General features: G+C 72.3%; 17 protein-coding genes. 10 read left to right on the top strand and 7 right to left on the bottom strand.

Translation table 11 applies throughout. The features are described 5' to 3' along the window. Positions 1-121: 121 nt before the first annotated feature. The 4 genes from ACQ0O7_RS19760 to ACQ0O7_RS19745 all read right to left on the bottom strand — a co-directional run bounded on the left by ACQ0O7_RS19760 (position 122) and on the right by ACQ0O7_RS19745 (position 4807). The gene (locus tag ACQ0O7_RS19760) at positions 122-1303 is read right to left on the bottom strand and encodes a CynX/NimT family MFS transporter (protein ID WP_430783601.1); all 1182 of its coding nucleotides are present in this window, start codon (positions 1301-1303) and stop codon (positions 122-124) included. A gap of 46 nt (positions 1304-1349) precedes the next feature. Continuing rightward, the gene (locus tag ACQ0O7_RS19755; protein WP_430783600.1) at positions 1350-2189 is read right to left on the bottom strand and encodes a siderophore-interacting protein; all 840 of its coding nucleotides are present in this window, start codon (positions 2187-2189) and stop codon (positions 1350-1352) included. 192 nt (positions 2190-2381) lie between these two features. After that, the gene (locus tag ACQ0O7_RS19750) at positions 2382-3758 is read right to left on the bottom strand and encodes a hypothetical protein (RefSeq protein ID WP_430783599.1); all 1377 of its coding nucleotides are present in this window, start codon (positions 3756-3758) and stop codon (positions 2382-2384) included. Positions 3759-4036: 278 nt separating this feature from the next. Continuing rightward, positions 4037-4807 carry a glycerophosphodiester phosphodiesterase gene (locus ACQ0O7_RS19745; RefSeq protein ID WP_430783598.1) on the bottom strand — a complete coding sequence of 257 codons (771 nt, stop codon included), beginning with the start codon at positions 4805-4807 and terminating at the stop codon, positions 4037-4039. 119 nt (positions 4808-4926) lie between these two features. Here ACQ0O7_RS19745 and ACQ0O7_RS19740 point away from each other — a divergent pair, with 119 nt between their 5' ends. From ACQ0O7_RS19740 to ACQ0O7_RS19695, 10 genes are all read left to right on the top strand, one after another. Further along, positions 4927-5127, top strand: coding sequence for a hypothetical protein (locus ACQ0O7_RS19740; protein WP_430783597.1), 201 nt, complete (start codon positions 4927-4929; stop codon positions 5125-5127). Positions 5128-5141: 14 nt separating this feature from the next. After that, positions 5142-7313: an FAD-dependent oxidoreductase gene (locus ACQ0O7_RS19735; RefSeq protein WP_430783596.1), complete on the top strand. Its 2172-nt coding sequence runs from the start codon at positions 5142-5144 to the stop codon at positions 7311-7313. 170 nt (positions 7314-7483) lie between these two features. Continuing rightward, positions 7484-8236 (top strand): L-type lectin-domain containing protein, encoded by a 753-nt coding sequence (locus tag ACQ0O7_RS19730; protein WP_430783595.1) that lies wholly within the window; start codon positions 7484-7486, stop codon positions 8234-8236. 92 nt (positions 8237-8328) lie between these two features. Next, complete coding sequence (locus ACQ0O7_RS19725; RefSeq protein WP_430783594.1) at positions 8329-9186, top strand: glycosyltransferase family 2 protein; 858 nt, start codon at positions 8329-8331, stop codon at positions 9184-9186. Continuing rightward, positions 9183-10280, top strand: coding sequence for a glycosyltransferase family 4 protein (locus ACQ0O7_RS19720; protein ID WP_430783593.1), 1098 nt, complete (start codon positions 9183-9185; stop codon positions 10278-10280). Before ACQ0O7_RS19725 ends, ACQ0O7_RS19720 begins: the two co-directional genes overlap by 4 nt. Further along, a complete protein-coding gene (locus ACQ0O7_RS19715) occupies positions 10277-12187 on the top strand; it encodes a hypothetical protein (protein WP_430783592.1) in 1911 nt (636 codons plus the stop codon). The genes ACQ0O7_RS19720 and ACQ0O7_RS19715 overlap by 4 nt, the downstream gene beginning before the upstream one ends. Beyond that, entirely contained in the window at positions 12184-14445 is a 2262-nt protein-coding gene (locus tag ACQ0O7_RS19710; protein WP_430783591.1) for a hypothetical protein, read from the top strand. Before ACQ0O7_RS19715 ends, ACQ0O7_RS19710 begins: the two co-directional genes overlap by 4 nt. Further along, positions 14439-15929: a lipopolysaccharide biosynthesis protein gene (locus ACQ0O7_RS19705; protein WP_430783590.1), complete on the top strand. Its 1491-nt coding sequence runs from the start codon at positions 14439-14441 to the stop codon at positions 15927-15929. Before ACQ0O7_RS19710 ends, ACQ0O7_RS19705 begins: the two co-directional genes overlap by 7 nt. Then, positions 15926-17167 (top strand): glycosyltransferase family 4 protein, encoded by a 1242-nt coding sequence (locus ACQ0O7_RS19700; protein WP_430783589.1) that lies wholly within the window; start codon positions 15926-15928, stop codon positions 17165-17167. The genes ACQ0O7_RS19705 and ACQ0O7_RS19700 overlap by 4 nt, the downstream gene beginning before the upstream one ends. Continuing rightward, a complete protein-coding gene (locus tag ACQ0O7_RS19695; protein ID WP_430783588.1) occupies positions 17142-18419 on the top strand; it encodes a glycosyltransferase in 1278 nt (425 codons plus the stop codon). Before ACQ0O7_RS19700 ends, ACQ0O7_RS19695 begins: the two co-directional genes overlap by 26 nt. On the opposite strand, the gene ACQ0O7_RS19690 is transcribed toward ACQ0O7_RS19695, so the two are convergent. The 3 genes from ACQ0O7_RS19690 to ACQ0O7_RS19680 all read right to left on the bottom strand — a co-directional run bounded on the left by ACQ0O7_RS19690 (position 18350) and on the right by ACQ0O7_RS19680 (position 22811). Next, the gene (locus ACQ0O7_RS19690) at positions 18350-19861 is read right to left on the bottom strand and encodes a cellulase family glycosylhydrolase (protein ID WP_430783587.1); all 1512 of its coding nucleotides are present in this window, start codon (positions 19859-19861) and stop codon (positions 18350-18352) included. The two genes, ACQ0O7_RS19695 and ACQ0O7_RS19690, sit on opposite strands and share 70 nt — an antisense overlap. Before the next feature lie 322 nt (positions 19862-20183). Beyond that, on the bottom strand, positions 20184-21980 hold the full coding sequence (locus tag ACQ0O7_RS19685; protein ID WP_430783586.1) for a precorrin-2 C(20)-methyltransferase: 1797 nt from the start codon (positions 21978-21980) through the stop codon (positions 20184-20186). A gap of 213 nt (positions 21981-22193) precedes the next feature. Continuing rightward, entirely contained in the window at positions 22194-22811 is a 618-nt protein-coding gene (locus ACQ0O7_RS19680) for a precorrin-8X methylmutase (protein ID WP_430783585.1), read from the bottom strand.

The following is a 22811-nucleotide window of genomic DNA, read 5'->3' as shown; positions in this document are numbered from 1 at the left end:
TGGCGGTTCCGCAGTTCGTAGGCTAGCCTAACCTAACTTCGAGCCCGTCCCGCGGGCCACGAACGGGCTCGGTGCGCCGGCACTCCTCGGTCTCGGCGCACCGAGCTGTCCCCGCGTGGGATCAGATCTGGCGGTTGCGGCCGGCCAGGAAGCCGGCCGCCATCTGGGGGAGCATCAGGGCGGCCATGAAGCCCAGCGGCAGGCGCCAGCCGCCGGACCAGTCGTGCAGGGCGCCGACCAGGATCGGGCCGGGGATGGCGATCAGGTAGCCGACGCTCTGCGCGAACGCCGACAGCCGGACCACCGTGGCGGGGGTCCGGCCGCGCAGCGCGATCATCGTCAGGACCAGGGGGAAAGCGGCGTTCAGCACGCCCAGCAGCACCGCCCACAGCCACGGCGCGGCGGCGGGGGAGGCCCACAGCCCGGCCCAGCCGGCGATGCCGAACAGGCCCAGGGCCAGCGCGATGCCGCTCTGCGAGCGGAGCCGGCCGGCGTACGCCGAGAGCAGGAACGACAGTGGCACGCCCAGCAGGGAGGTGACCGCGAACAGCAGGCCGGCCGTGGACGAGGACAGGCCCGCGTCGCGGTAGATCTCCGGCAGCCAGCCGATGATCACGTACGCCGAGGTGGACTGCATGCCGAAGTAGAGGGCCAGGGCCCAGGCGACCGGGTGGCGGCTCACGCGTACCGGCTGGGGGTCGTCGGTGGCCGCACCACCGGTGGCCTGGCGGTCGCGGGCCAGCAGGAACCACGGTGGGAGGGCGAGGACCGCCGCGAGGGACCAGCAGGCCAGGCCCAGCCGCCAGTCGCCGCCGAAGGCGCCGGTGATCGGGACGGTGGCGGCGGCGGCCGTGGTGGCGCCGATGTTGAGGGCCACCGAGTAGAGGCCGGTGACGGTGCCGACCCGGTCCGGGAAACGGTCCTTGACGATCGACGGCAGGAGCACGTTGACCAGGGCGATGCCGGCCATGGCCACGGCGCTGAAGAGCAGGAACAGGACCGAGCCGCCGCTGTACGGCCGGATCGTCAGCCCGGCGGTGAGCAGCAGGAGCCCGCCGAGGATGACCCGGGCGGCACCGAATCGGGCGGCCAGCCGGGGCGCGGCCAGGCCGATCGCGGCGAAACACACCACCGGCACGGAGGTGAGGAGCCCGGCGACGGTGGCACTCATCCCGAGGCCGGCCCGGATCTCGGTCAGGACCGGGCCGATGCTGGTGACCGCGAGCCGCAGGTTGACGGCGGCCAGCAGCAGCGCCGTCAACGCGAACAGGCTGTTCGAACGTGTCTTCTCCCCGATCACCACGACCATCATGGTATTGGGTGACCGGGGTTACACTCCTTACCGCCGGTCAGGCCGCCGCGGGTTGCTCCTGCTCACGCTCGACCTGCTCGTTCCACTCCCGCTTGCTGGACTGCCAGCCGTCCTCGTTCATGCCGCGGCGCCAGTAACCCGAGATCGACAGCTGGTCGAGGGTCAGGCCGCGCTCCAGCCGCAGGTGCCGGCGCAGGTCGCGGACGAATCCGGCCTCGCCGTGCACGAACGCCTGCGCCCGCCCCTCCGGGAACTCCAGCTCCCGGATCGCGGCGACCAGCAGCTCGCCGACCGGCCGGGCACCCCGGTGCAGCCAGACGATCTCGGCGTGGCCGGCGGTCTCGATCTTCTGCTCCTCGTCGGGGCCGGACACCTCGATGAACACCCGGGCGATGGCGTCCTCGGGCATCCGCTCCATCGAGGCGGCGATGGCCGGGATGGCGCTCTCGTCCCCGGCGAGCAGGTGCCAGCCGGACTCCGCGGACGGCAGGTAGGCGCCGCCGGGGCCGATGAACCGGAACCTGTCGCCGGGCCGGGCGCCGCGGGCCCACGGGCCGGCGATGCCCTCGTCGCCGTGGACCACGAAGTCCACCCACATCTCGCCGATCTCCGGCAGCCACTTGCGGACCGTGTAGGTGCGGACCACCGGCCAGACCGCCCGGGGCAGCGTCTCGCGGATCACGCCCATGTCGAAGGGCTCCGGATAGTCGACGCCGTCCTGCGGGAAGAGCACCTTGATGTAGTGGTCGGAGAACTCCCCGGCCTCGAAATCGGTCAGAGCCTCACCACCGATGACCACACGCACCATGTGTGGGGTGAGCTGCTCCACCCGGAGGACCACACCCTCGTGGGCCGGTCGCGCGGGTTTGTTCGCCATAGCTGCACCTCACTGCCGGTGGAAAGGGTAATACGGCAGGTAAGGCTACCCTTATTCCGGGGGATCTACCGCTCCGCCTCGGGATTCTTGGAATTCTGACACGACCGGGCAACATCCGCCGGTGAAACGGCGATGTGGGCAGGACCCGTCCGGGTCCTGCCCACATCATCCTCGCGGGTGGGTGTGGCGGGGTCAGCGCCAGTTGTTGCGCGGCCGGGACCGCATGAACGACGCGACCAGGAGGCCGGCCAGGACCAGCACCGCGCCACCGCCGATCCAGGCGAGGTTGTTGCTGACCAGGCTGAGCGCGCCGTCCTGGGCGGCCGGAGGCTCGGCCAGGTTGTCGGAGGTGCCCGCCGTGTCGTCGGGAGCGCCGTTACCGGGGTCGTCGGCCAGCACCGGGCCGTCGGTGTCGGTGGGCTCGGGCTCCGGCTCGTCGATCTCGGCGGCGGTGGTCGCCTTCCTGGTGGGCTTCGGCGCGGCCTGGGTGGGCTCGGCCTCCTCCGCCGACTCGGTGGACCTGGTGGTGGCCGACTTGGGCGTGCCCGTCGATGTGCCCGAGTTGCCGGTCGCCTTCTCGTCGTCGTCCTCGGAGTTCCGGGTGACGGTGGTCTTCGGCGTCGCGGTGAACTCGGTCTCGTCCGCCTTCGGCGTGATGGTCGCGGCCGGCTTGTTCGGCTTGGTCGCGGTCGGGGTGGGCGCGGTCGGGGTCACCTCACCGGTGTTGGGGTTGTTGCCCCCACCGTTGTTGTTGCCGCCACCGTTGTTGCCGCCGCCGTTGTTGTTGCCGCCGCCGTTGTTGTTGCCGCCGCCGCTGTTGTTGCCGCCACCGTTGTTGCCCCCACCGTTGTTGTTGCCGGCGGCGCGGACGGTGACACGGACGGAGTCGAGGGCGGGCGTCTGGTTGGCGCGCTCCATCATCGGGATGCGGTGCGAACCGTCACCGGCCCACGACGAGCACTGGAAGTCGCCCTCCTGCTGCAGTCCGGGCACCTGGATGACGACGGTGTCGGGGTCGGCCCCGCCACGGCTGTCTTCGGTGGCGACGAAGAACGCCGGCACCGGCTCGGGCAGAGGCGCCGAGTCGTTGCTGTCCAGGATCCGGCAGGCGGTGTGGAAGTGACCGCGGACCAGGCCGTTCTGCAGGACCGAACTCTCCACGTAGTAGCCGCCCTGGCCGGCCGCGAGGAAGCGGTCCCGGATCAGGTTGCGGGTGCTGATCCGAAGCTGGAACGCCTGGCCGACCTCGACGTTGCGTGGGGCGTCGGTGATCAGCAGGGTGGGGTTGTTGCCGGCCGCGCCGACCTCACCGAACTCGGTGGACACGCAACGCTCGCCACGCTGGAAGCCGTCGTGCGGAGCGAGATCACTGTCGATGCAGGTGTCGGTGAGGATGGTCAGGTTGTTGCCGACCACCTTGCCGGCGCCGCTCTCGGTGGCGGCCTTGGTGGAGGCGCCTGGAGTGTCCGCGGCGTTGGCGAACTGGGTGAAGCCGATGACACCGCCGAGGGCGGTGAGCACCGCGCCGGCGGCCAACAGCCGGGTACGTCGCTGACCCGAGCTTCGCATGACGGAACCTTCTTCTTCCGAATTCCCGGACCCCGGCCGTCCCGATGGGGTGGAAGGTGGACGACCGACGACCAGACGTTAGGAGGAAGCCTTACAGAAAGCAATTCCGGAACGTGAATTAGGGAGTTCTTACAGCCCACTTAAAAAAGATTTATGAGAGTGGGGCCGAACCCCCGGCATCATCCGTTCGGCTGATGCCCGGAGTTCACCAGATCTTGGAAGAAAGTCTCTGACCAGGGAGATGAGCAGGGAGCGTAGCGGATCGGACCGGTGACCGCCTAGTCGCCCTGTGCTACCCATAATCCTCGCGCCGTATAGACGTCGCGAAGTGTCCCGATACGGTCCGTCATGATGCCGTCGACGCCCATGTCGAGTAACCGATTAATTTCCCCGGGATCGTCGACGGTCCACACGTGAACGGCCAATCCGAGCCGGTGCAGGTAGCCGACGAATCGCGGGGTGAGCACGGTGATCCGGCCGTGCCGGACCGGGAGCTGGGCGGCGACCACCGACGGGTGCGGCCGGAGCCGGATCCCGGTGAACGACGCGGCGAACAGCCGGGTGGCCTCGCGCATGCCGATCGAGGTGGCGATCCGGGGGCCGCCGAGGGCCCGGACCCGGGTGAGCCGGGCGTCGTCGAACGATCCGATCAGCACCCGGTCCTCGGCGCCGGCCCGGCGTACCGCCTCGATCGCCGGGGTGACCACCGCGCCGGCCTTGACCTCGATGTTGAACCGGGTCTCCGGCCAGGTGCCGAGCACCTCGTCGAGGCGGGGCAGCACCGACTCCCCGGCGATCCGCACGGTGCGCAGGTCGGCCCAGGTCAGATCGGCGATCCGGAGGTCCTGCCCGGCGACCCGGCGCAGGTCGGGGTCGTGGATGACGACGGGCACCCCGTCGGCGCTGGCGTGCACGTCGGTCTCGATGTGCCGGTAGCCCATGGCGACGGCCCGGCCGAAGGCGGCGGCGGTGTTCTCGTCGCCGTCGGCGGCCCCACCGCGATGGGCGAAGGCCAGGGGCTGGGGCGCGTCCAGGTACGGATGATCCACCGGGGCAGTATGCCGGGGTTGTTGCACAGCCGTAAAAGACCTCACGGCCCATTGACCCGGGCCTGCCACCTGTTGATCCTGAGTGCCACGACAGCGGCGACGGCCTCGGGCGGTGGAAGGTGGCGACGGAACTGGACACGATCGAGGAGGACGTGGCGGTCCGGCGGCCGCTGCGTTCACGCGCGCTCAAGATTCGCCTGGTGACGCGGCGGTTCGGGGCCCGGCGGCGTGCCCGGCTGCGGGCGGTGCCGCGCTGGCCGAGTCGACGCTGGCCGTCCCTGCCGGTGGGCAGCCGGACGTGGGAAGAGGCCCGGACGTGAGAAAAGGCTGAGCGATGACCGGTCCCACCGTGGTGATCATCGGCGCGGGGATCGTCGGCTGCGCGCTGGCCGACGAGCTGACCGCACGGGGCTGGACCGACATCACCGTGCTGGATCGCGGCCCGCTCTTCGTCACCGGTGGCTCCACCTCGCACACTCCCGGCCTGGTCTTCCGGATCGATCCGTCCCGGACGATGACACGTCTCGCCCGGTACACCGCGGAGAAGTACGCGCGTCTCGGCTGTTACCAGGCGGTCGGCAGTCTGGAGGTGGCGACCACTCCGGAGCGGCTGGCCGAGTTGCACCGCCGGTTCGGGTTCGGCCGCTCCTGGGGCGTGGCGTCGGCGATCGTGGACCCGGCCGCCTGCGCGGCGCTCTTCCCGATGCTGGACAAGTCACTCGTACTCGGTGGATTGCATGTCCCGGAGGACGGTCTGATCCCGGCGGTCCGGGCCGCGGAGATCCAGGCCGCGAGGGCCGCGAGCCACGGCGCCCGGTTTATCGGAAATAGGCGAGTCGACAATGTCTTATCGAATAATGGCCGGGTCGCCGGTGTGGAGACCGCCGACGGCGACACCTTCCCGGCCGATCTGGTGGTCGAGTGCACCGGGTTCTGGACGGCCGGGCGGCCGCTGATCCCGACCGTCCACCAGTACGTCCGGACCACCGCGGCCGGCTCCTCGGACGCCCTGCCGATCCTGCGCCACCCGGACCGTGACCTCTATCTCCGGGCGCACGGCGACCGGCTCGGCATCGGCTCCTACCGGCACGAGCCGGGCCCGGCCGACCTCGACGACCTGCCCGGTGACGGCCATCCGGCGATGCTGCCGTTCGCTCCGGAGGCGTTCCGGCAGTCGTGGACGGCGGCCACCGAACTGCTCCCGGCGCTGCGCGGCACCGCCCTGGACGACGCCTTCAACGGGGTGCTCGCGGCGACCGCGGACGGATTCCCGGTGCTCGGCGAGGGGGACTCCGGGCCGCGGGGGCTGTGGACCGCGGCGGCGGTGCCGGTGGCGCACTCGGCCGGGGTGGCCAAGGCGCTGGCCGAGTGGATCGTGGACGGAACTCCCGGCATCGATCTGCGCGAGCTGGATGTGAACCGGTTCGTGGACGGGCAGCTGGCTCCGGCGTACATCAGGCGGAATCTGACCGCGGCGAGCGCGATCGTCCATCCGCACGCGCCGCCGGCCCTGCGTGATCTGCGGATCGGGCCGTTCCATTCCCGGCAGGCCGAGCTGGGCGCGGTGTTCGGCGAGGCCGGCGGCTGGGAGCGTCCCCTGTGGTACGCCTCCAACCCACCGCCGGACGACGCTCCCGCACGGGACGAGTGGTCGTCCCGGTTCGCTTCGCCGATCGCCGGAACCGAGGCGCGGGCGGCCCGGCGGAAGGTGGCGCTGTTCGACCTGACCGCGGGCACCCGGGTGGAGGTGCTCGGCCCGATGCCGGGGCCGCCGGTGGGTGGGCTGATCCGGGACGCCGGGTTGACCGTGGCGCGGCCGGCCGAGGACCGGATCCTGGCGGTCGGTGGGCCGCTGGACCGGGTGCTGCTGCGCCGCCAGGCTCCGTCGGGTGTCACCGTGCGTGACATCACCGGCGGTACGTGTGGGCTCGGCGTGTGGGGCCCGGTCGCCGACGAGCTGGTCGCCCGGCTGACCGGCCCGGTGTCCGGGGATGTCTGGGAGGGCCGGCTGGGCATGGTCCCGGTGGTCATGCTGCGGGTGCCGCTGGCCGGTGAGGCGGGTTGGGAGATCTACACCGAGGCCGGGTACGGCGCCCGGCTCTGGGACACGATCTGGGCGGCGGGTCCCGAGTTCGGGCTGGTGGCAGCCGGTCAGGTGGCTCTGGACGGGTTGCGTCTGGAGGCCGGTCACCGGGCCGGGCCGCCGGCCGGGGACCGGGCTGATCCGGATCGCCGGCTGGCCTGTCTGGTGCTGTCCGAGGGTGGTGGGGCGCCGACCGGGGGAGAGCCGGTGTACGCCGGCGGGTTCGCGGTGGGCTATGTGACCGAGGCGGCGTACGGGTGGACGGTCGGCGCTCCGGTCGCCTACGCATGGTTACCGTCGGCGTTGTCCGGGCCGGGCACGATGGTGGAGGTCGGCTGTTTCGACAGCCGGTTGCCGGCGACGGTGTCGGCGGAGCCGCTGGTCCGTCCGGGTGCTGCCGGTGATCGCCGCATGGTGCGGTAAATACGGATTTTCCAGCGGAAAGTGGCCCGGCTGTGCCTACGATCGGTGGACTCCCGAGCGTCGGCGCCATCCGTCCGGGGTAAATAGCGCGACTCGCTCACGCGGCTTCGCGGACTGTCTTAGCTTAGGCCAGGTCTAAGTCGGGCAAACCCGTCGAAATGGAGTCAGTCGTGCGCTCTACTCGCGCGCCCAGAACGGCCCGGACCGGGCTCTGGGCCTCCGCCCTGCTGTCGATACTGGCCGCGGTGAACCCCGGGGGAGCGTCGGCGGCCAGCGCCGAACCCCGGTACACACCGCCTCTGGCCCTGAACGGCACCGCCTCGCTGATGTGGCGGGCCGGCGACGACGAGCGTGTGATCCGGTTGACCGACGGCGGCTACAAGCAGACCGGCTCGGCCTGGAGCACCCTGCGGGTCGGCCTCTACGACGACTTCGAATCGACGTTCACCGCCCACATCCGTAACGGAAAGTCCGGCGCCGACGGCATCGCCTTCCTGATCCAGGGCGCCGGCCCGCGCGCCCTGGGCGGATGGGGCGGCGGCCTCGGCTACCGCGGCATCCGCCGCAGTGTCGCGATCGAGTTCGACACCTACCAGAACTCGCCCGACCCGAACAACAACCACCTCGCGGTCGTGCTCGGCGGCAACCCCGACAAACACGCCTCGGTGGCGAACTCCCCGATTCCGCTCCACGGAAAACCGTTCCGGGCCCGGGTCAGATACGACGCCGAACGCGAGCGGCTGACCGTCCACGTGCGTTCCACCGCCGAAGGCGCGGCCGAGAAGCTCGTGCTCAACCAGAAGGTCGACCTGGCCGACGCGACCGGTGTGGACACCGCCTGGGTCGGGTTCACCGGCGCCACCGGCGAGCTGTCCGCGCGCCAGGACGTCTACCAGTGGTCGGTCGGCGAGCCCGAGGACTGAGCGCCCCCAGCCGGCCGGGCCACCTATCCCGGCTCCTTCCCGTGCTCCGGCCCTGAACCGGGCCGGCGCTCCCTGCCCGAACGGAGACAGATATGCCCACGGTCGACCGTGTGCTTCCCGACGAGACCGACGACATGATCACCTCCCTGCGCACCACCGACATCCAGATCCCGGCCGGGCCGGCCGGGAACGATGGCGTGAACGAGCCCCGGATCAGCGTCATCGTGCCGGCGCTCAACGAGGCCCGGAATCTTCCGCACGTCTTCGCACGGCTTCCGAAGGTCGACGAGATCGTCCTGGTGGACGGCGGGTCCACCGACGACACCGTGGCCGTGGCCCGCCGGCTGCGTCCCGACATCCGCGTCGTCCGGCAGAACCGCAAGGGCAAGGGCAACGCTCTGGCCTGTGGATTCGCCGCCTCGACCGGCGACATCATCGTGATGATCGACGCCGACGGGTCGACCGACCCGATGGAGATCCCGGCCTTCGTCGAGGCGTTGCTCGACGGCGCCGACTTCGCCAAGGGCTCCCGGTTCCGGCCGAAGGGCGGCAGCGCCGACATCACCCGGCTGCGGCGGGCCGGCAACAAGTGCCTCAGCCTGCTGGTCAACGTGCTGTTCCGGACCCGGTACAGCGACCTCTGCTACGGCTACAACGCCTTCTGGGCACACTGCCTCGACGTGTTCGACCTGGACAGCACCTCCCCGGCGCCGGACAACACCGACGGCCGGCTGTGGGGCGACGGGTTCGAGATCGAGACCCTGCTCAACCTGCGCGCCGCCCGCGCCGACCTGAAGATCACCGAGGTGGCCAGCTTCGAACACAACCGGATCCACGGCGTCAGCAACCTCAACGCGCTCACCGACGGGATGCGCGTACTCCGGACGATCGCCCGGGAATGGCCCCGGCGCGCACAGGCCACCCGGGCCGTGGAGCGGGCCGCCCGATGAGGATCGGTGTCGTCTCGAACGCCTACCACCCCGACATCGGCGGGGTGGAGACCCATGTGAAGCGCCTGTGCGCCGGCCTCACCGCGGCCGGCGACGACGTCGAGGTGATCACCCAGCACCCCACCCGGTCCGTGGAGACCGTGGACGGCGTGCTGGTCCGCCGCTTCCCGCTGACCGTCCCGGCCGGCAACTACCGGCTGTCGGTGCCGCTCTGGCGCTGGCTGCGGGCGCACGCCGGCGACTACGACGTCCTGCACGCGCATAGCTATCACGCCCTCGCCGCGCTCTGCGCGGCCCTGGGCAACCGGGCCCCGCTGGTGTTCACACCGCACTACCACGGAACCGGGCACACCCGGTTCCGGGCCGCGCTGCACCCGCTCTACCGTCCGCTCGGCCGGGCCGTGATGAACCGGGCCTCCGCCGTCGTCTGCGTCACCTCGGCCGAACGCGAGCTGGTGCTCCGCGACTTCCCCGAGGTCGGCACCCGGGCCGTGGTGATCCCGAACGGCACCGACCCGCGCCCGGCGGCCCGCCGCGGTGTCACCGGCAAGACCCGCCGCATCCTCTGCGTCGGGCGGCTGGAGCAGTACAAGCGCGTCGACCGGGTGATCCGGGCGATGACCCGGCTCGGCCCGGAACACCGCCTGGACGTGATCGGCACCGGCCCGGCCGCCGAGCGCCTGCGCCAGCTCGCCGCCGGTCTCGGGCTGGCCGGCCGGGTGGTCTTCCACGGGCGGCTGGACGAGGCGGCCTTCGCGTCGTGCGTCTCCCAGGCGTCGGCGGCCGTCTCCGCCTCCGCCCACGAGGCCTTCGGCATGTCCGTCGCCGACGCCCTGGCCGCCGGCCTGCCCACCGTCGCCACCCCGATCCCGGCCCACCGCGAGGTGGCCGGGCTGGCCGGGGACAGCGCGTGGCTGCGGTTCGCCGACCCGGAGGACGAGGCCGCGCTGGCCGCCGCGCTGGCCCAGGCCACCACGGTCGGGCGGACGAATCCGGCGATCCTGCCGACCTGGGCGGACGTGGTCGGCGCGACCCGCAACATCTACGCCGCGGTGGCCCACCGCACGGCACCCGTGGGGGCCGTCAGCCGATGATTGCCGCCACGGCCAGTCCCACCGTCGGCCGGCGTGGCGGTGCCGGGACCGGGCCGGCCGGCCGTACCCGGTTCGCCGTCGCGGCCGCCGCCAGCCTCACCATCGCCGGGGCGGCCGGGGCCACCGCCCTGGTCACCGCGTACCGGCGGGCCGAATGGGGACAGGACGGAGCGTTCACCTGGTTCTGGGCGGGCATGCTGATCTTCAGCCTGCCCGCCGCCTGGTGGGCGGTCCGGCGCGGCACCAGCGCCCGGCTCCGCCTCGCCGTCCTGATCGGCTACGCCTGCTTCACCTACCTGCCGAAACTGCTGCGCAACCCGGCCGGGCCGCTCTACCACGACGAGTACGCCCACTGGGGCCAGGCCCACGACATCGTCCTGGACGGGGTGCTGTTCCAGCAGAACCCGATCGTCCGGGTGATCGGCGACTACCCGGGCCTGCACGCCACCGTCGCCTCGCTGGCCATCCTCACCGGTGTCACCGTCTGGCACGCCGCGGTGTTCGTGCTGATCGTGGCGCACGTCCTGGTCACCCTCGGGGTCGCGGTGCTGGCCGCCCAGCTCTGGCCGGACGCCCGGATCGCCGCCGCGGCCGCCGTCGTCTACAGCCTGAACAGCTCCTACCTCTACTTCGACACCCAGCTCGGCTACGAGTCGCTGGCCATCGGGGTGCTGGTGTGGGCGCTGGTCGGCGCGATGCGGGCGATCCGGGCCGGCACCCGCGGCGCCCGGCTCGGCTGGTCGGCGCTGACCCTGCTGCTCACCGTGGCGATCACCGCCACCCATCACCTGACCGCGCTGTGGCTCTCCGGCATGCTCTTCCTGATCGCCCTGGCCGGTACGGTCCTGCGGGTGCCGTCCCGGACCGCCTGGGCGCTGACCGCGATGTCGGTGCTGTCGGTGGGCTCGTGGATGGCCTCGGTGTCACCGCGTACCGGAAAGTATCTGGAACCGTATCTGGGCCGGGCCCTGGACCAGTTCGGCGGCATGGCCGGCTCCGGCGGCTCCGGCGGGCGCACCCTGTTCAACCAGTCGGTCGCGCCCTGGTGGGAGCAGTACGCCGCGTTCGCCGCCCCCGGCTGCGCGGCCCTGGCCACGGCCGGGGCGGCGGTGCTCTGGTGGCAGCGCCGGCACACCGCGGAACCGGTCACCAAGGCCGCCTCGGCCGCGATGCTGCTGCTCGGCGCCCTCTACTTTCCGGCCACCCTGCTGATCCTCACCCCGTCCGGGGCCGAGGGCGCACGGCGGTCCTGGGCGTTCAGCTACCTGGGCATCGCCCTGGTCACCGCCCCGTTGATCATCGCATTGCTGGACCGGGCGCGCCGCCCGATCAGCGGTTCCGGCGCACTTCTGCTCGCCGGATGCGGGCTGGTCATGGTCGGCAACACCGCGGCCGGGATGAACCCGTCGTACCGCTTCCCCGGGCCGCCGGTCTTCGGCTCGGACACCCGGGCCTCCACCCCCGAGGTGCTGGCCGCCGCCGAATGGCTGCGCCGGACCCACGGGCGCGGGGCCCGCCTCGTCGCCGACCGCTACTCCGGACTGATCTTCGGGTCGTACGGCGAACAGGAGCCGACCACCGGATCGGAGAGCTTCCCCGCCTACGACCTCTACATCGCGAAACCCGGCAGCCCACCACCCGAGGGCCTGATCCGGCAGCTCCGCGACTGGCGCTTCGAATACCTGGTCGTCGATCGCCGGATGTCCGAGCAGGTTCCCGAGATCAAGATCTATTTCGAGAACAACGAGCCGATCCCGCATGACGGCACACCCGGATTCACCCGGGCCCAGCTGACCAAGTTCGACACCCTGCCCTGGCTGATCAAGGTCTACGACGGCCCGCACATCGCGATCTACCGCTTCGACTTCACCAGCCTGGAGCAGCGCATCCACACGGAGGCGCGATGATTCCTCACCTGCTCGTCGCCTACGCGGCCCTCGGCGGCCTCCTCCCCGCCGCGGACCGCCCCTGGCTCGCCGTACCACTGACCCTGATCGCCCTCGCGGCGATCGGCGCGCTCTGGGTCCGCGCCCTCCCCGGACACCTCCCCGAAACCCCGATCCCCGCGGTACGCCTCGGCCTCACCGCCCTGGCCGGCCTGGTCACCCTCCCGGTGGCGGCCCTGCTGCTGCACGCGGCCGGCGTCCTGATCCGCCTGATTCCCCTGGTGGTGGTGTGCGCCGCGCTCGCCACCGTGCTGGCCGCCGTCGCGTTCCTCCGCGAACGCCGGAGTCCGCCGGCCGCCTCCACCGCGCCCTCCGGGTCCACCGGCCTCGCCGCTTCATCTGCCTCTTCCGCGCGGTCCAGGGGCCTGGTGCCTTTCGCCCGGCGAGTGTCGGCACCTTTCGCCCGGCCGGTGCCCAGTGCCCGCAGCACGCTGCCGACCTGGGGGCTGCTGCCCACCTCCGGCCAGCCCGGGACCGCCCGGCGCCGCCCGTTCGCCCCGGTCCCACCTCCGTCCGGCGCCGATTCGGTCGAAGATCAACTTCCCACCCGATCGGGGTACGCCCGGAGCACGGCGGCCGTGGCGATCCCGGTGGTGCTCGCCGTCGGGGGCGGTGCGGTAGCGGTCGACGGCTACCTGAACGGCCCCCGCCCCGCCGAACCCGGCTATCTCAGCCTGGCCCTGAACGGCTGGGCGGCCGGCATCGAACGGCCGGTCACCGTACCGGCCCGCGGCCTGACCGTGCCGGTCCAGGTGACCAGCTCGGGCCTGGGCGATGTGACCCGGCTGCTGAGCCTGCGGGTCGGCGGCCGGACGGTCGCCAGCCGGCAGATGACGGTGGCCGCCGACACCGTCCGGGACCTCTCGGTCTATCTGCCCGCCCTGCCCGGCGACGGCCTGCTGCGTGCCGTCGACATCAGTCTGGGCAGTACCAGCACCGGCTTCTACGCCCGCGGGGTCGCGGGCACCCGGTCCTCCCGCACCACTGCGGGTCTCGCGCTGGAGGCCCCCGGCACCGGTCTCGACGTTCCGGGTGCTCCGGGCGTTCCCGGCGTTCCGTTCGGAGGGCTCGGTTCCTCCTCCGGCGCTGATTCCTCCGGTCCCCATTCCTCCGGCGCCGGCTCCTTCGGCGCGCTCGCTCCGGGCGCCGGTGACCGGGGTTCCCTCGCCGGTGGGCCGTCCGGTTCCTCCTGGCCGTTCGCCCTGCGGCCCGGTCCTCGCCCCAGCGCGGCCTGGCAGGGCCCGGTGCGGCCCGGCGACGACGGTCCGATGCCCGGAACCGTCGCGACAGGTATCGCCGGCCTCGGCGGAACCCCTCTCGGTGGTAGTGGTCTCAGCGGTAGTGGCACCGGCATCAGTGGTACCGACATCGGGGACACCGGCCCCGGCGTCGGTGTGGACGTCGGTGTCGGTGTCGGAACGGCCGATCCCGCCGGGTCCCCGCTCGGGACGGCCGGTCCAGCATCCGCTTCGGCCGGTCCGGCTCCCGGCTCGGGAACCGGACCCGCGCTCACTCCCGGCCCCGGACACCCCGGCACCGCACCCGGTTCCGGCACCGGCGCCCCCGGTCCGGACTCCGGCACGTCCGGCGGTCCCGGTCCCGGTTCCGGTTCCGGTTCGGGAGGCCCGGCTGGTTCGCCCGGGGTTTCCGCGGACACCGGCGGCGATTCCACCGGTGACTCCGGCGCGGACGATGACCGCTCGGCCGGATTCGGCTTGCGGTCCGATTCGGATCATCCCTCCGGCGGTGACCGGCCGGCGGGCTCCGTCCCGGGCGACGGCCGGCCCGACGGTCCGGGGCAGCGTCCCACCGGCACCAAAGGCACCCCGCACCACCGCCCGGCGTCTCCGAACGCCCACCGGCCCACCGGCTCGAAGGGCACTCGGCCCACCGGCTCGAAGGGCACTCGGCCCACCGGCTCGAAGGGTCACCGGCCCGCCGGCGCCAAAGGCCACCGGCCCACGGGTTCCAAAGGCCACCGGCCCACGGGTTCGAAAGGGCAGCGGCCCGCCGGTGCCAAGGGACCGCGGCCCAGCGGGTCGAAGGGACATCGGCCCAGCGGGCCGGGCTGGGACCGGCATCCGGGTTCCGGCTTCCGCGACTTCCCCGACGGCGGTGGGGTCCACTACGTGTGGGACTCGGACGGTGACTTCTTCTGGTGGTCCGACGCCGGCGACTGGGCCTGCGATCACGACGTGTGGGAGCCGGTCTCATGCTGATCGGCGCGGCCCGGCGGCTGTCCCGGGACTCCCTGGCCCGCAACAGCCTGCTGATCATGGCGACGACGGTGAGCAACGGGGCGCTCGGATACCTGTACTGGATGGTGGCGGCGAGGTCGGTACCCCCGGATCGGATCGGCTTCGCGACCGCGGTGATCTCCGCGGCCACCGCGGTCAGCATGATCGCCAATCTGGGCGCCGGTCACATGTTCATCCAGCGCCTGCCCGGAAGCGACACCACCACCTGGTCGCGAATCGTCACCTCCGGCCTGCTGGCGAGCTCGGCGGCGACGGCTCTGACCGCGGCGACGGCGGCGGTGGTGGTCCCCGTGCTCTCCGGCAACTTCGCCTTCCTGACCGCTCCCGGCGGCACGATCGCCCTGGTGACGGGGGCGCTGGCGGTGACCCTGACCACCCTCCTGGACAACCTGTGGGTGGCGCACCGCTCCGGCCAGGGCATGCTGATCCGCAATCTGGCGGTGGCCCTGACCAAGATCGCCACCCTGGTCGCGGTGCTCGCCACCGGCGGCGCCGGCGCCCCGGCGGTACTGCTCTCGTTCGTACTGCCCACCCTGCTGATCAGCCTGCTCACCGTAGCGGTGGCCAGGCGCACCCTCCGTCCCCGAAAGGAGACCGGGACGGAGCCGGGGACGGCGGACGACCGGGGGTGGCTCGCCGGGCTGCGTGCCGAGCTTCCGCATCTGCGGGCCGCGCTCACCGGGCATCATCTGATCAACCTGACCCAGGCCGGACCGGCCGCGATTCTGCCGGTCCTGGTCACCGCCCGGTTGGGGCCGGACGCCAACGCGCACTTCTACCTGGCGTGGATGACCGCCTCGATGCTGTTCATGGTCTCCCCGGCGGTGGCGTCGGCGCTCTACGCGGAACGGGCCAACGCCGCCACCGTCCCGGTCTCCCGGGCCGCGGCGGTGGTGGCCGCCATGGTCGGGCTGCCGGCCCTGGTGCTGCTGGTGGCGGGGGACCGGATCCTGGCGCTGTTCAGCCCGGACTACGCCGTCGAGGGTGGTCTTCTGCTGCGGATCCTGGTGCTGGCCGCGCTGCCGGACGCGGTGGTGAACCTGGCGGTCGCGCACTGGCGGTCGGCGGGACGGTTCGGCCGGTGCCGGCGTCTCAACCTGGTGCGGGCGATCACCTGTCTGTCACTGGCCTGGCTGCTGCTGCCCGGTTCGGGGGTGACCGGCGCCGGGGTGGCCTGGCTGACCGGGCAGTTCGCCGCGGCACTCCTGGTGCCGGTGTTCACCCTGGCCGGCCGTGGTGCCGGGCGCGGGCCGAGACGGGCCGAGGACTCCGCCGGGCGTACCCCGGGAGGGGGATCTGTCGGCGGGTTGACGACGCGGGCCTCGGCCGAGCCCGGTCGCGGGTGTGGGAATGGTGATCGGCGGGGGCGCGGGGTGGGCGTACCCCCAAGGGTCGAGAAGCGGCGGCAAGCCGCCGGCGAGGCACCCACCGGGAGCAACCGATGAGGATCCTGCATCTGTCCAACCTCTACGCCCCGGTGATCGGCGGCCTGGAGCGCAGCATCGCCACCAGCGGTGAGGAGATGGTCCGGCGCGGGCACGAGATCACCGTGCTGACGTTGGCGACGCCGGCGGCGCCGCACGACGAGACGATCAACGGGGTACGCGTGATCCGCGTCCGCAGCGTCAACTCCCTGATGCCGGGGATGAACCGGGATCCGGGCAAGCCTTTTCACCCGACGACGGCCGACCCGCTGGCCACCGCCGAGATCGCCCGGGTGCTGCGGGGCGGCGACTTCGAGCTGGTGCACAGCCACGACTGGCTGATGTACAGCTATCTGCCGCTGCATCGCACCCCACTGGGCCTGCCGCACGTGCACACCGCGCACGACTTCGGGCTGACGTGCGTGCGCAAGACGTTCGCCCGGGGCGGGCGCCGGTGTGACGGCCCGAGCCTGGCGCGCTGTGTGCCGTGCGCGTCCGCCCAGTACGGCACCCCCAAGTCGGCGCTGCTGACCGCGGCCCTGCGCGCCCAGCGGCACCGGGGCATCGACTGCCTGACCGCGATCTCCCGGTCGGTGGGTGAGGCGCTGGAGTACGCCCGCCTGCCCGGCGACCTGCCGGTCCAGGTGATCTCCAGTCTGGTGCCGGACGGCCTGGACGCGCTGGCCCGGGCCACCCCCCGGCCGCAGTGGCTGCCGGAGCGTCCCTACCTGCTGTTCGTCGGCCAACTGGGCCCGCACAAGGGCATCGACGTGCTGTTCGACGCCTACGAGAAGCTGTGCGCCGACTGGCCGGGGCCGGACGATCCGCCACGGCTGGTCTGCCTGGGCACCCGCCGGGAGGACACCCCGCCGATCCCGGACGGGGTGCTGCTGCGGACCGACGTACCCCATCCACAGGTGATGTCGGCCTGGCATCACGCGGCCGCCGGAGTGGTCCCGTCGCTGCTGGAGGGCATGGGCCAGGTGGCGGTGGAGGCGATGCTGGCCGGTGCCCCGCTGATCGCCTCGGCCTCCGGCGGCCTGCTCGACGTGGTCCGCGAGGACGGCGTGCACGGCCTGCTGATTCCGCCCGGTGACGCCGGGGCCCTGCACGGCGCGCTACGCCGGGTGCTCACCGACCCGGAACTGGCGGCCCGGCTGCGGGCCGGCGGCCACCGGCGAGGGCTCGAATTCACCGCGGCCCATGTCGTACCCCAGATCGAGGAGGTCTACCGTGCCTGCATCGCCGCCGCCCACTGACCGGGCGGGACATGCCGAGGACCGGGCGCACGCGGCGTACCTGGCGGCCCCGGACCCGCGGCCCCGGATCGTGGTGGTCGGCTCCGGATGGCACTTCCTGTCCGGGATCAGCTACTACACCTGCCGGCTCAGCAACGCCCTGCGGGACCGTTACGAGGTGGGCGCGGTCCTGATGCGGCGACTGCTGCCGGCCCGGCTCTATCCCGGCCGGGAGCGGGTCGGTCACCGTCTGGCGGACCTCACCTACACCGACGGGGTACGGGTATTCGACGGCATCGACTGGTGGGCCCTCCCCAGCCTGTGGCGGGCCGTCCGGTTCCTGCGCGGATTCCGCCCCGACGCACTCGTGTTGCAGTGGTGGACCGGTGCGGTGCTGCACTCGTACCTGGTGCTGGTGTTCGCCGCCCGTCGCCTGGGGATCCGGGTGATCGTCGAGTTCCACGAGGTGCAGGACACCGGGGAGGCGCGGCACCGATGGGCGGCCCGGTACGTGCGCCGCTGCATCCGGCCGCTGCTGAACCGCACCGACGGGGTGGTGGTGCACTCGCGGTTCGACCTGGCGGCGCTGGATCAGGCGTACCGGCTGGGTGATCTGCCCTCCGAAGTGGCGTTGCACGGGCCGTTCGACCACCACCTGCCGGAACGGCCGGTGCGGGCGGCCGGGGACGACGTGTGCCGGCTGCTGTTCTTCGGGACGATCCGGCCGTACAAGGGCCTGGAGGACCTGGTCTCGGCCTTCGCCGACCTGGGCCCGCAATATCACCTGACGGTGGTGGGGGAGACCTGGGAGGGCTGGACCGAACCGGGCACGATGATCGAGGAATCGCCGGTCCGGGACCGGATCGTCTTCGTCAACCGCTACGTGTCGGACACCGAGGTCAACGAGTTCTTCGCGGAGGCCGACGTGGTGGTGCTGCCGTACCGGCGCAGCTCCGCCAGCGGCCCGCTGCACATCGCGATGAGCCACGGCCTGCCCGTCGTGGTCACCGCGGTCGGCGGCCTGGTCGAAGCCGCCGAACACTACAGCGGAACGGTGTTCGTGCCGGCCGGTGAACCGGGCGAACTCCGCGAGGGCATCGTGCGTGCCGCCGGACTGTCCGGCCGGCGGCACGCCGATCCCTCCTCCTGGGAACGCACTGTCGACGCGTACGCCCGTCTGCTCGCCCGGCTCGGGATCGCCGGTCAGGACCGCGAGGTCAGCACCACGTCGTCGAACCAGACCGAACCCTTGTTGTCACCCGACTTGAGATGAAGCTGGACACCGGTCGCCCCGGCCGGGGCGACCGCGTCCACGGTCAGCAGCGTCCAGTCGCTGGCACCCTTGGCCACCTGCTTCGAACTGTTCTGGCCCAGCCACTTGCCGTTGGTGTCGAACCAGCTCAGCGCCATCTCGTTGGAGCCGGTCACACCGGTCCCGCGAGCCCACACCTCGGCATGCCAGGCCTGGCCCTCGGCCACCGGGGCGATCGGGGCGGTCCGGATCGACGGCAGGTTCGAGCCGTCCCGGCCCGTCTGCGAGAACCGGGCCGAGAACTCACCGGTCCGGGCCGCGTCCCGGGCCCGCACCGCGACCCCCGCGACCCCCTCGTCGGTCAGGTACGGCCGCCACGGCGACGCGTCCGCACCCGCCTCGAAACCGAGATCCAGCAGGTCACCGGTGAGCGCCCCACCGGTCCACGCGGTGCGCACCACACGAGCCGCGAACTTGGGCGTGCCGTCCGCCCGGTACAGGCCGAACTTGTACTGCGCCGGCACCTTCGACACCTGCGAGTTCGACGGGATCGCCCCGTCCGCGAAGTCGTACAGCGTCCACGGCGCCACCGAACCCACCCCGGCCACCCGCGCGGCCTGGAACACCCGGGCCAGGTACGCGCCCTGCTCACCCTCACTGCCGGCGGCCGCCGTGCTCAAGCCGGTCTCCCCGATCACGATCGGGTCCGGCGCCACCGCCGCCTGCGCCTTGCGGATCTCGGCGAGCGCCCGCTCCGAGTTCCCGTAGAAGTGGAAGTCGTAGTAGTCCAGCGGGGTGTCCACCAGTGAGGCCTTGATCCGGGCCAGACCGGACGCGCCGCTCTGCCCGTCCACCGACAGGGTCAACGGCATCTGCGGTACGGCGGCACGCACCGCCGGAATCAGCTGCCGCACCCACTCCACCGCCGCCGGATCAGTCGACACGAACTCGTTCTTCAACTCCACCGACAGGATCCGCTGGTCGTCGGCGTACGGCGTCAGCACCGCCTTCGCCCAGGCGGCACTGCCGGCCGCGTCCGAGTAGGCGGCCCACCAGTCGAACAGGGTCAGCTTGACCGTCAGGTTGTGCGAGTCGGCGATGCTGATGAACTTGCGCAGCCGCTCGGCGAACTCCGGCTTCGGCTTCGGGTAGCCGAACGCCTGCGGGAAGACGATCACCCGGACGTTGTCGGCGCCCAGCTCGGCCGCCTTCGCCATGTCCTGGTCGATCCGGGCCGCGTCGAAACCGGTCCACATCGCCGACCAGCCCGCGTTCGACGGGTAGTAGTTGATGGTCTTGGCGGCCTGAACCCGGGCCAGGCGCGACTGCAGCAGAGCCGTCTCGCTCTGCACCGTGACAGACCGGGTGCCGGTGGCCGCGGCCATCGACTGGAACGCCGGTACCGCGACGGCGAGCAGGAGCGATGACGCCAGGATCGCCGCGCTGGTGCGAGCAGAGGTCACAGAGGTCGCCCTTCACTTTCTGGTCAGGTGGTGACCCCTCCATTCGGTTGATCCGACGCCGCCGTCAGTGCCGACCCGATGCAGTGCGGTTGCTTCCCGGTCTCCGACGGCCGGCTCTGCTCCCTCCGGGGCGCTCCGCCGCCCGGTTCCCGCCTCTTCCGCCGCCCGGTTCCTGCTTCCTTCGCCGCCCGGTTTCTGCTTCTCCCGCCGCCCGGTTTCTGCCTTCCTGGCCGCCCGCTCCCCGCTTTCCTCGCCGCCCGCTCCGGCCTTCCTCGCCGCTCGCTTCCTTCTTTCGCCGCTCGCTCCTTCTTTCGCCGCTCGCTCAGCCCGGGTAGTGGCGTGGCGTGAAGACCGTCGTGGTGCCGTCGCCCCTCGTCACCGCCCGGGTCTGCGACGACCCGACGATCAGCAGGCAGCGCATGTCGACGGTCTCCGGGTCCAGCGCGCCCAGCGTGGTGATCCGGACCGTCTCGGTGGGCCCGCCGACATCCCGGCCGACCACCACCGGTGTGCCCGCCGCACGGTGCGCGCGCAACAGCTCCAGCGCCCGGACCAGCTGCTCACGGCGGCTCTTCGACGCCGGGTTGTAGAGGGCGATCACCAGGTCGGCGCCGGCCGCCGCCACCAGCCGGGACTCGATCACCGACCACGGTTTGAGCCGGTCGGACAGCGACAGGACACAGAAGTCGTGCCCGAGCGGCGCCCCGGCCCGGCTGGCCACCGCCTGCGCGGCGGTCAGCCCCGGAATGATCCGGACCGGCACGTCCCGCCACTGCGGATCGTCGGCCACCTCCAGCACGGCGGCCGCCATCGCGAACACCCCCGGATCCCCGGAGGAGACCACCGCCACCCGGCGCCCCCGCTTCGCCAGGTCCAGCGCGAACGCGGCCCGCTCCGCCTCCACCCGGTTGTCCGACGAGTGCCGGCGCTGCCGCGGGTTCGGCGGAACCCGGTCCACATAGGGCCCGTAACCCACCAGGTCGTCAGCGTCGGCCAGCGCCTCCTGCGCCTCCGGGGTCAGCCAGTGCCGGGCACCCGGCCCCAGCCCGACCACGGTCACCCCGCCGGCGGCCCGCTCCTCGGCCCCGCCCAACCCACCGGCGGCCCGCCCCTCGGCCCCGCCCGTCCCAGCACCCGCGTCCTCCAGGCTGACCGTTCCACCGTCGGCCCCGCCCGGCGCCACCACCGTCCCGAAGCCGGCATCCTGCCGCGGGATTCCCGCGGCGTCCTCCGGTGCCGTCCGCGTGGTGCCCCCCGGTGCCGTCCCCGTGGTGACCGTCCGCATGGTGACCCCTGCTGCCGTCCCCGTGGTGACCTTCGGGGCGGTCCCCGTCGTCACCTCCGGTGCGGTCCCCTCGGCGTCCTCCCGCGCCTTGCCGAACGCGGTCGCCGCCGGGCTCGGCAGCAGGGCCAGCGAGAAGTACGGAACCGTGGCCGGATCCACCTCCCGCAGCGGCATCGACCGTTCCCGCCCGGTGGTGGCCCGCTCGACATACCAGGCGGCGTCCAGCCGCCCGGCCTGCTCCAGAGCGTCCCGGACCCCCTCGAAAGTACGGCCCAGCTTCATCACCGCCGCCGAATCGGTGCCCGCCAGACGGGCCGCCAGATCCTTCGGGTCCAGGGTGCCCGGCAGCACGGTGAGCACCTCGTCCCGCTCCATCAGCGGCCGCCCGAGAACCGCCGAGGCGGCACTCACCGAGGTCACCCCCGGCACGACGGTCGCCTCATAGCGCCCGGCCAGCCGCTTGTGCATGTGCATGTAGGAGCCGTAGAAGAACGGATCCCCCTCGGCCAGCACCACCACGTCCCGGCCGGCGTCCAGATGCGCGGCGAGCCGGGCAGCGGACTCGGCGTAGAACTCGTCGATCGCCCCCTGATAACCACCCGGGTGATCGGTGGTCTCGGTGGTGACCGGATAGATCAGGGCCTCCTCGATCTGCCCCGCACGCAGATAACCGGCCGCGATGGCCCGCGCGTTGCTGCGCCCGTGCCGGGCCGCGTGGTAGGCGATCACGTCGGCCGACCCGATCAGCCGTGCCGCCTTGACGGTCACCAGCTCCGGATCCCCCGGACCCAGCCCGACCCCGTACAGACGCCCGGCCTTACGCGTTTCTGTCATGCTCTTCCGCTCTATCCCACTGCTCTGTCCCGCCGCCGCTTCCACGGCCTGATCCCTTCACCCGGCCCGCGCCGCCCACTGCCATGCCGTGTCGCGCCGTCCCGTGTCGCGCCGCCCATCGCCCGGCTCGCGGCGCCCACTGACACGTCACGTCGCGGTGCCCGGACGGCCGGACCGGTCGTCATCGTCCTCGCCGGCGCCGTCCGGTCGTGGTCACTCCGCTTCGGAGGCGAGGGCGTTCACCGCGGCCGCGGTGATGGCGCTGCCGCCCCGGCGTCCGCGCACGATCAGATACTCCAGATCCGACTCGGCCAGCGCCTCCTTCGACTCGGCCGCACCGATGAACCCGACCGGGACACCGATCACCGCGGCCGGCCGGGGCGCGCCCGCCTCGACCATCTCCAGCAGCCGGAACAGTGCGGTGGGCGCGTTGCCGATCGCCACCACCGCGCCGCCGAGCCGGTCACCCCACAGGTCCAGGGCGGCTGCGCTCCGGGTGTTCCCGATCCGCGTCGCGAGCCCCGGAACCGCCGGATCCCGCAGCGTGCAGATCACCTCGTTGGCGGCCGGCAGCCGGGTCCGGGTCACCCCGGACGCCACCATCTCCGCGTCGCACAGGATCGGGGCGCCACCGAGCAGCGCCTTCCTGGCCGAGCTGACCACACCCGGACTGAACCGGACATCCTCCACCAGATCCACCATCCCGCAGGCGTGGATCATCCGAACCACCACCCGCGACACGTCCTCCGGCAGCCCCGACAGGTCCGCCTCGGCCCGGATGGTGGCGAACGACCGCCGGTAGATCTCCGCGCCGTCGCGCACGTACTCCAT

It is taken from the genome of Actinoplanes sp. G11-F43 (assembly GCF_050589265.1).
Taxonomy (GTDB): domain Bacteria; phylum Actinomycetota; class Actinomycetes; order Mycobacteriales; family Micromonosporaceae; genus Actinoplanes.
Note: the sequence above shows the minus strand (reverse complement) of the source record. Positions and strands in the feature narration are given on the sequence as shown.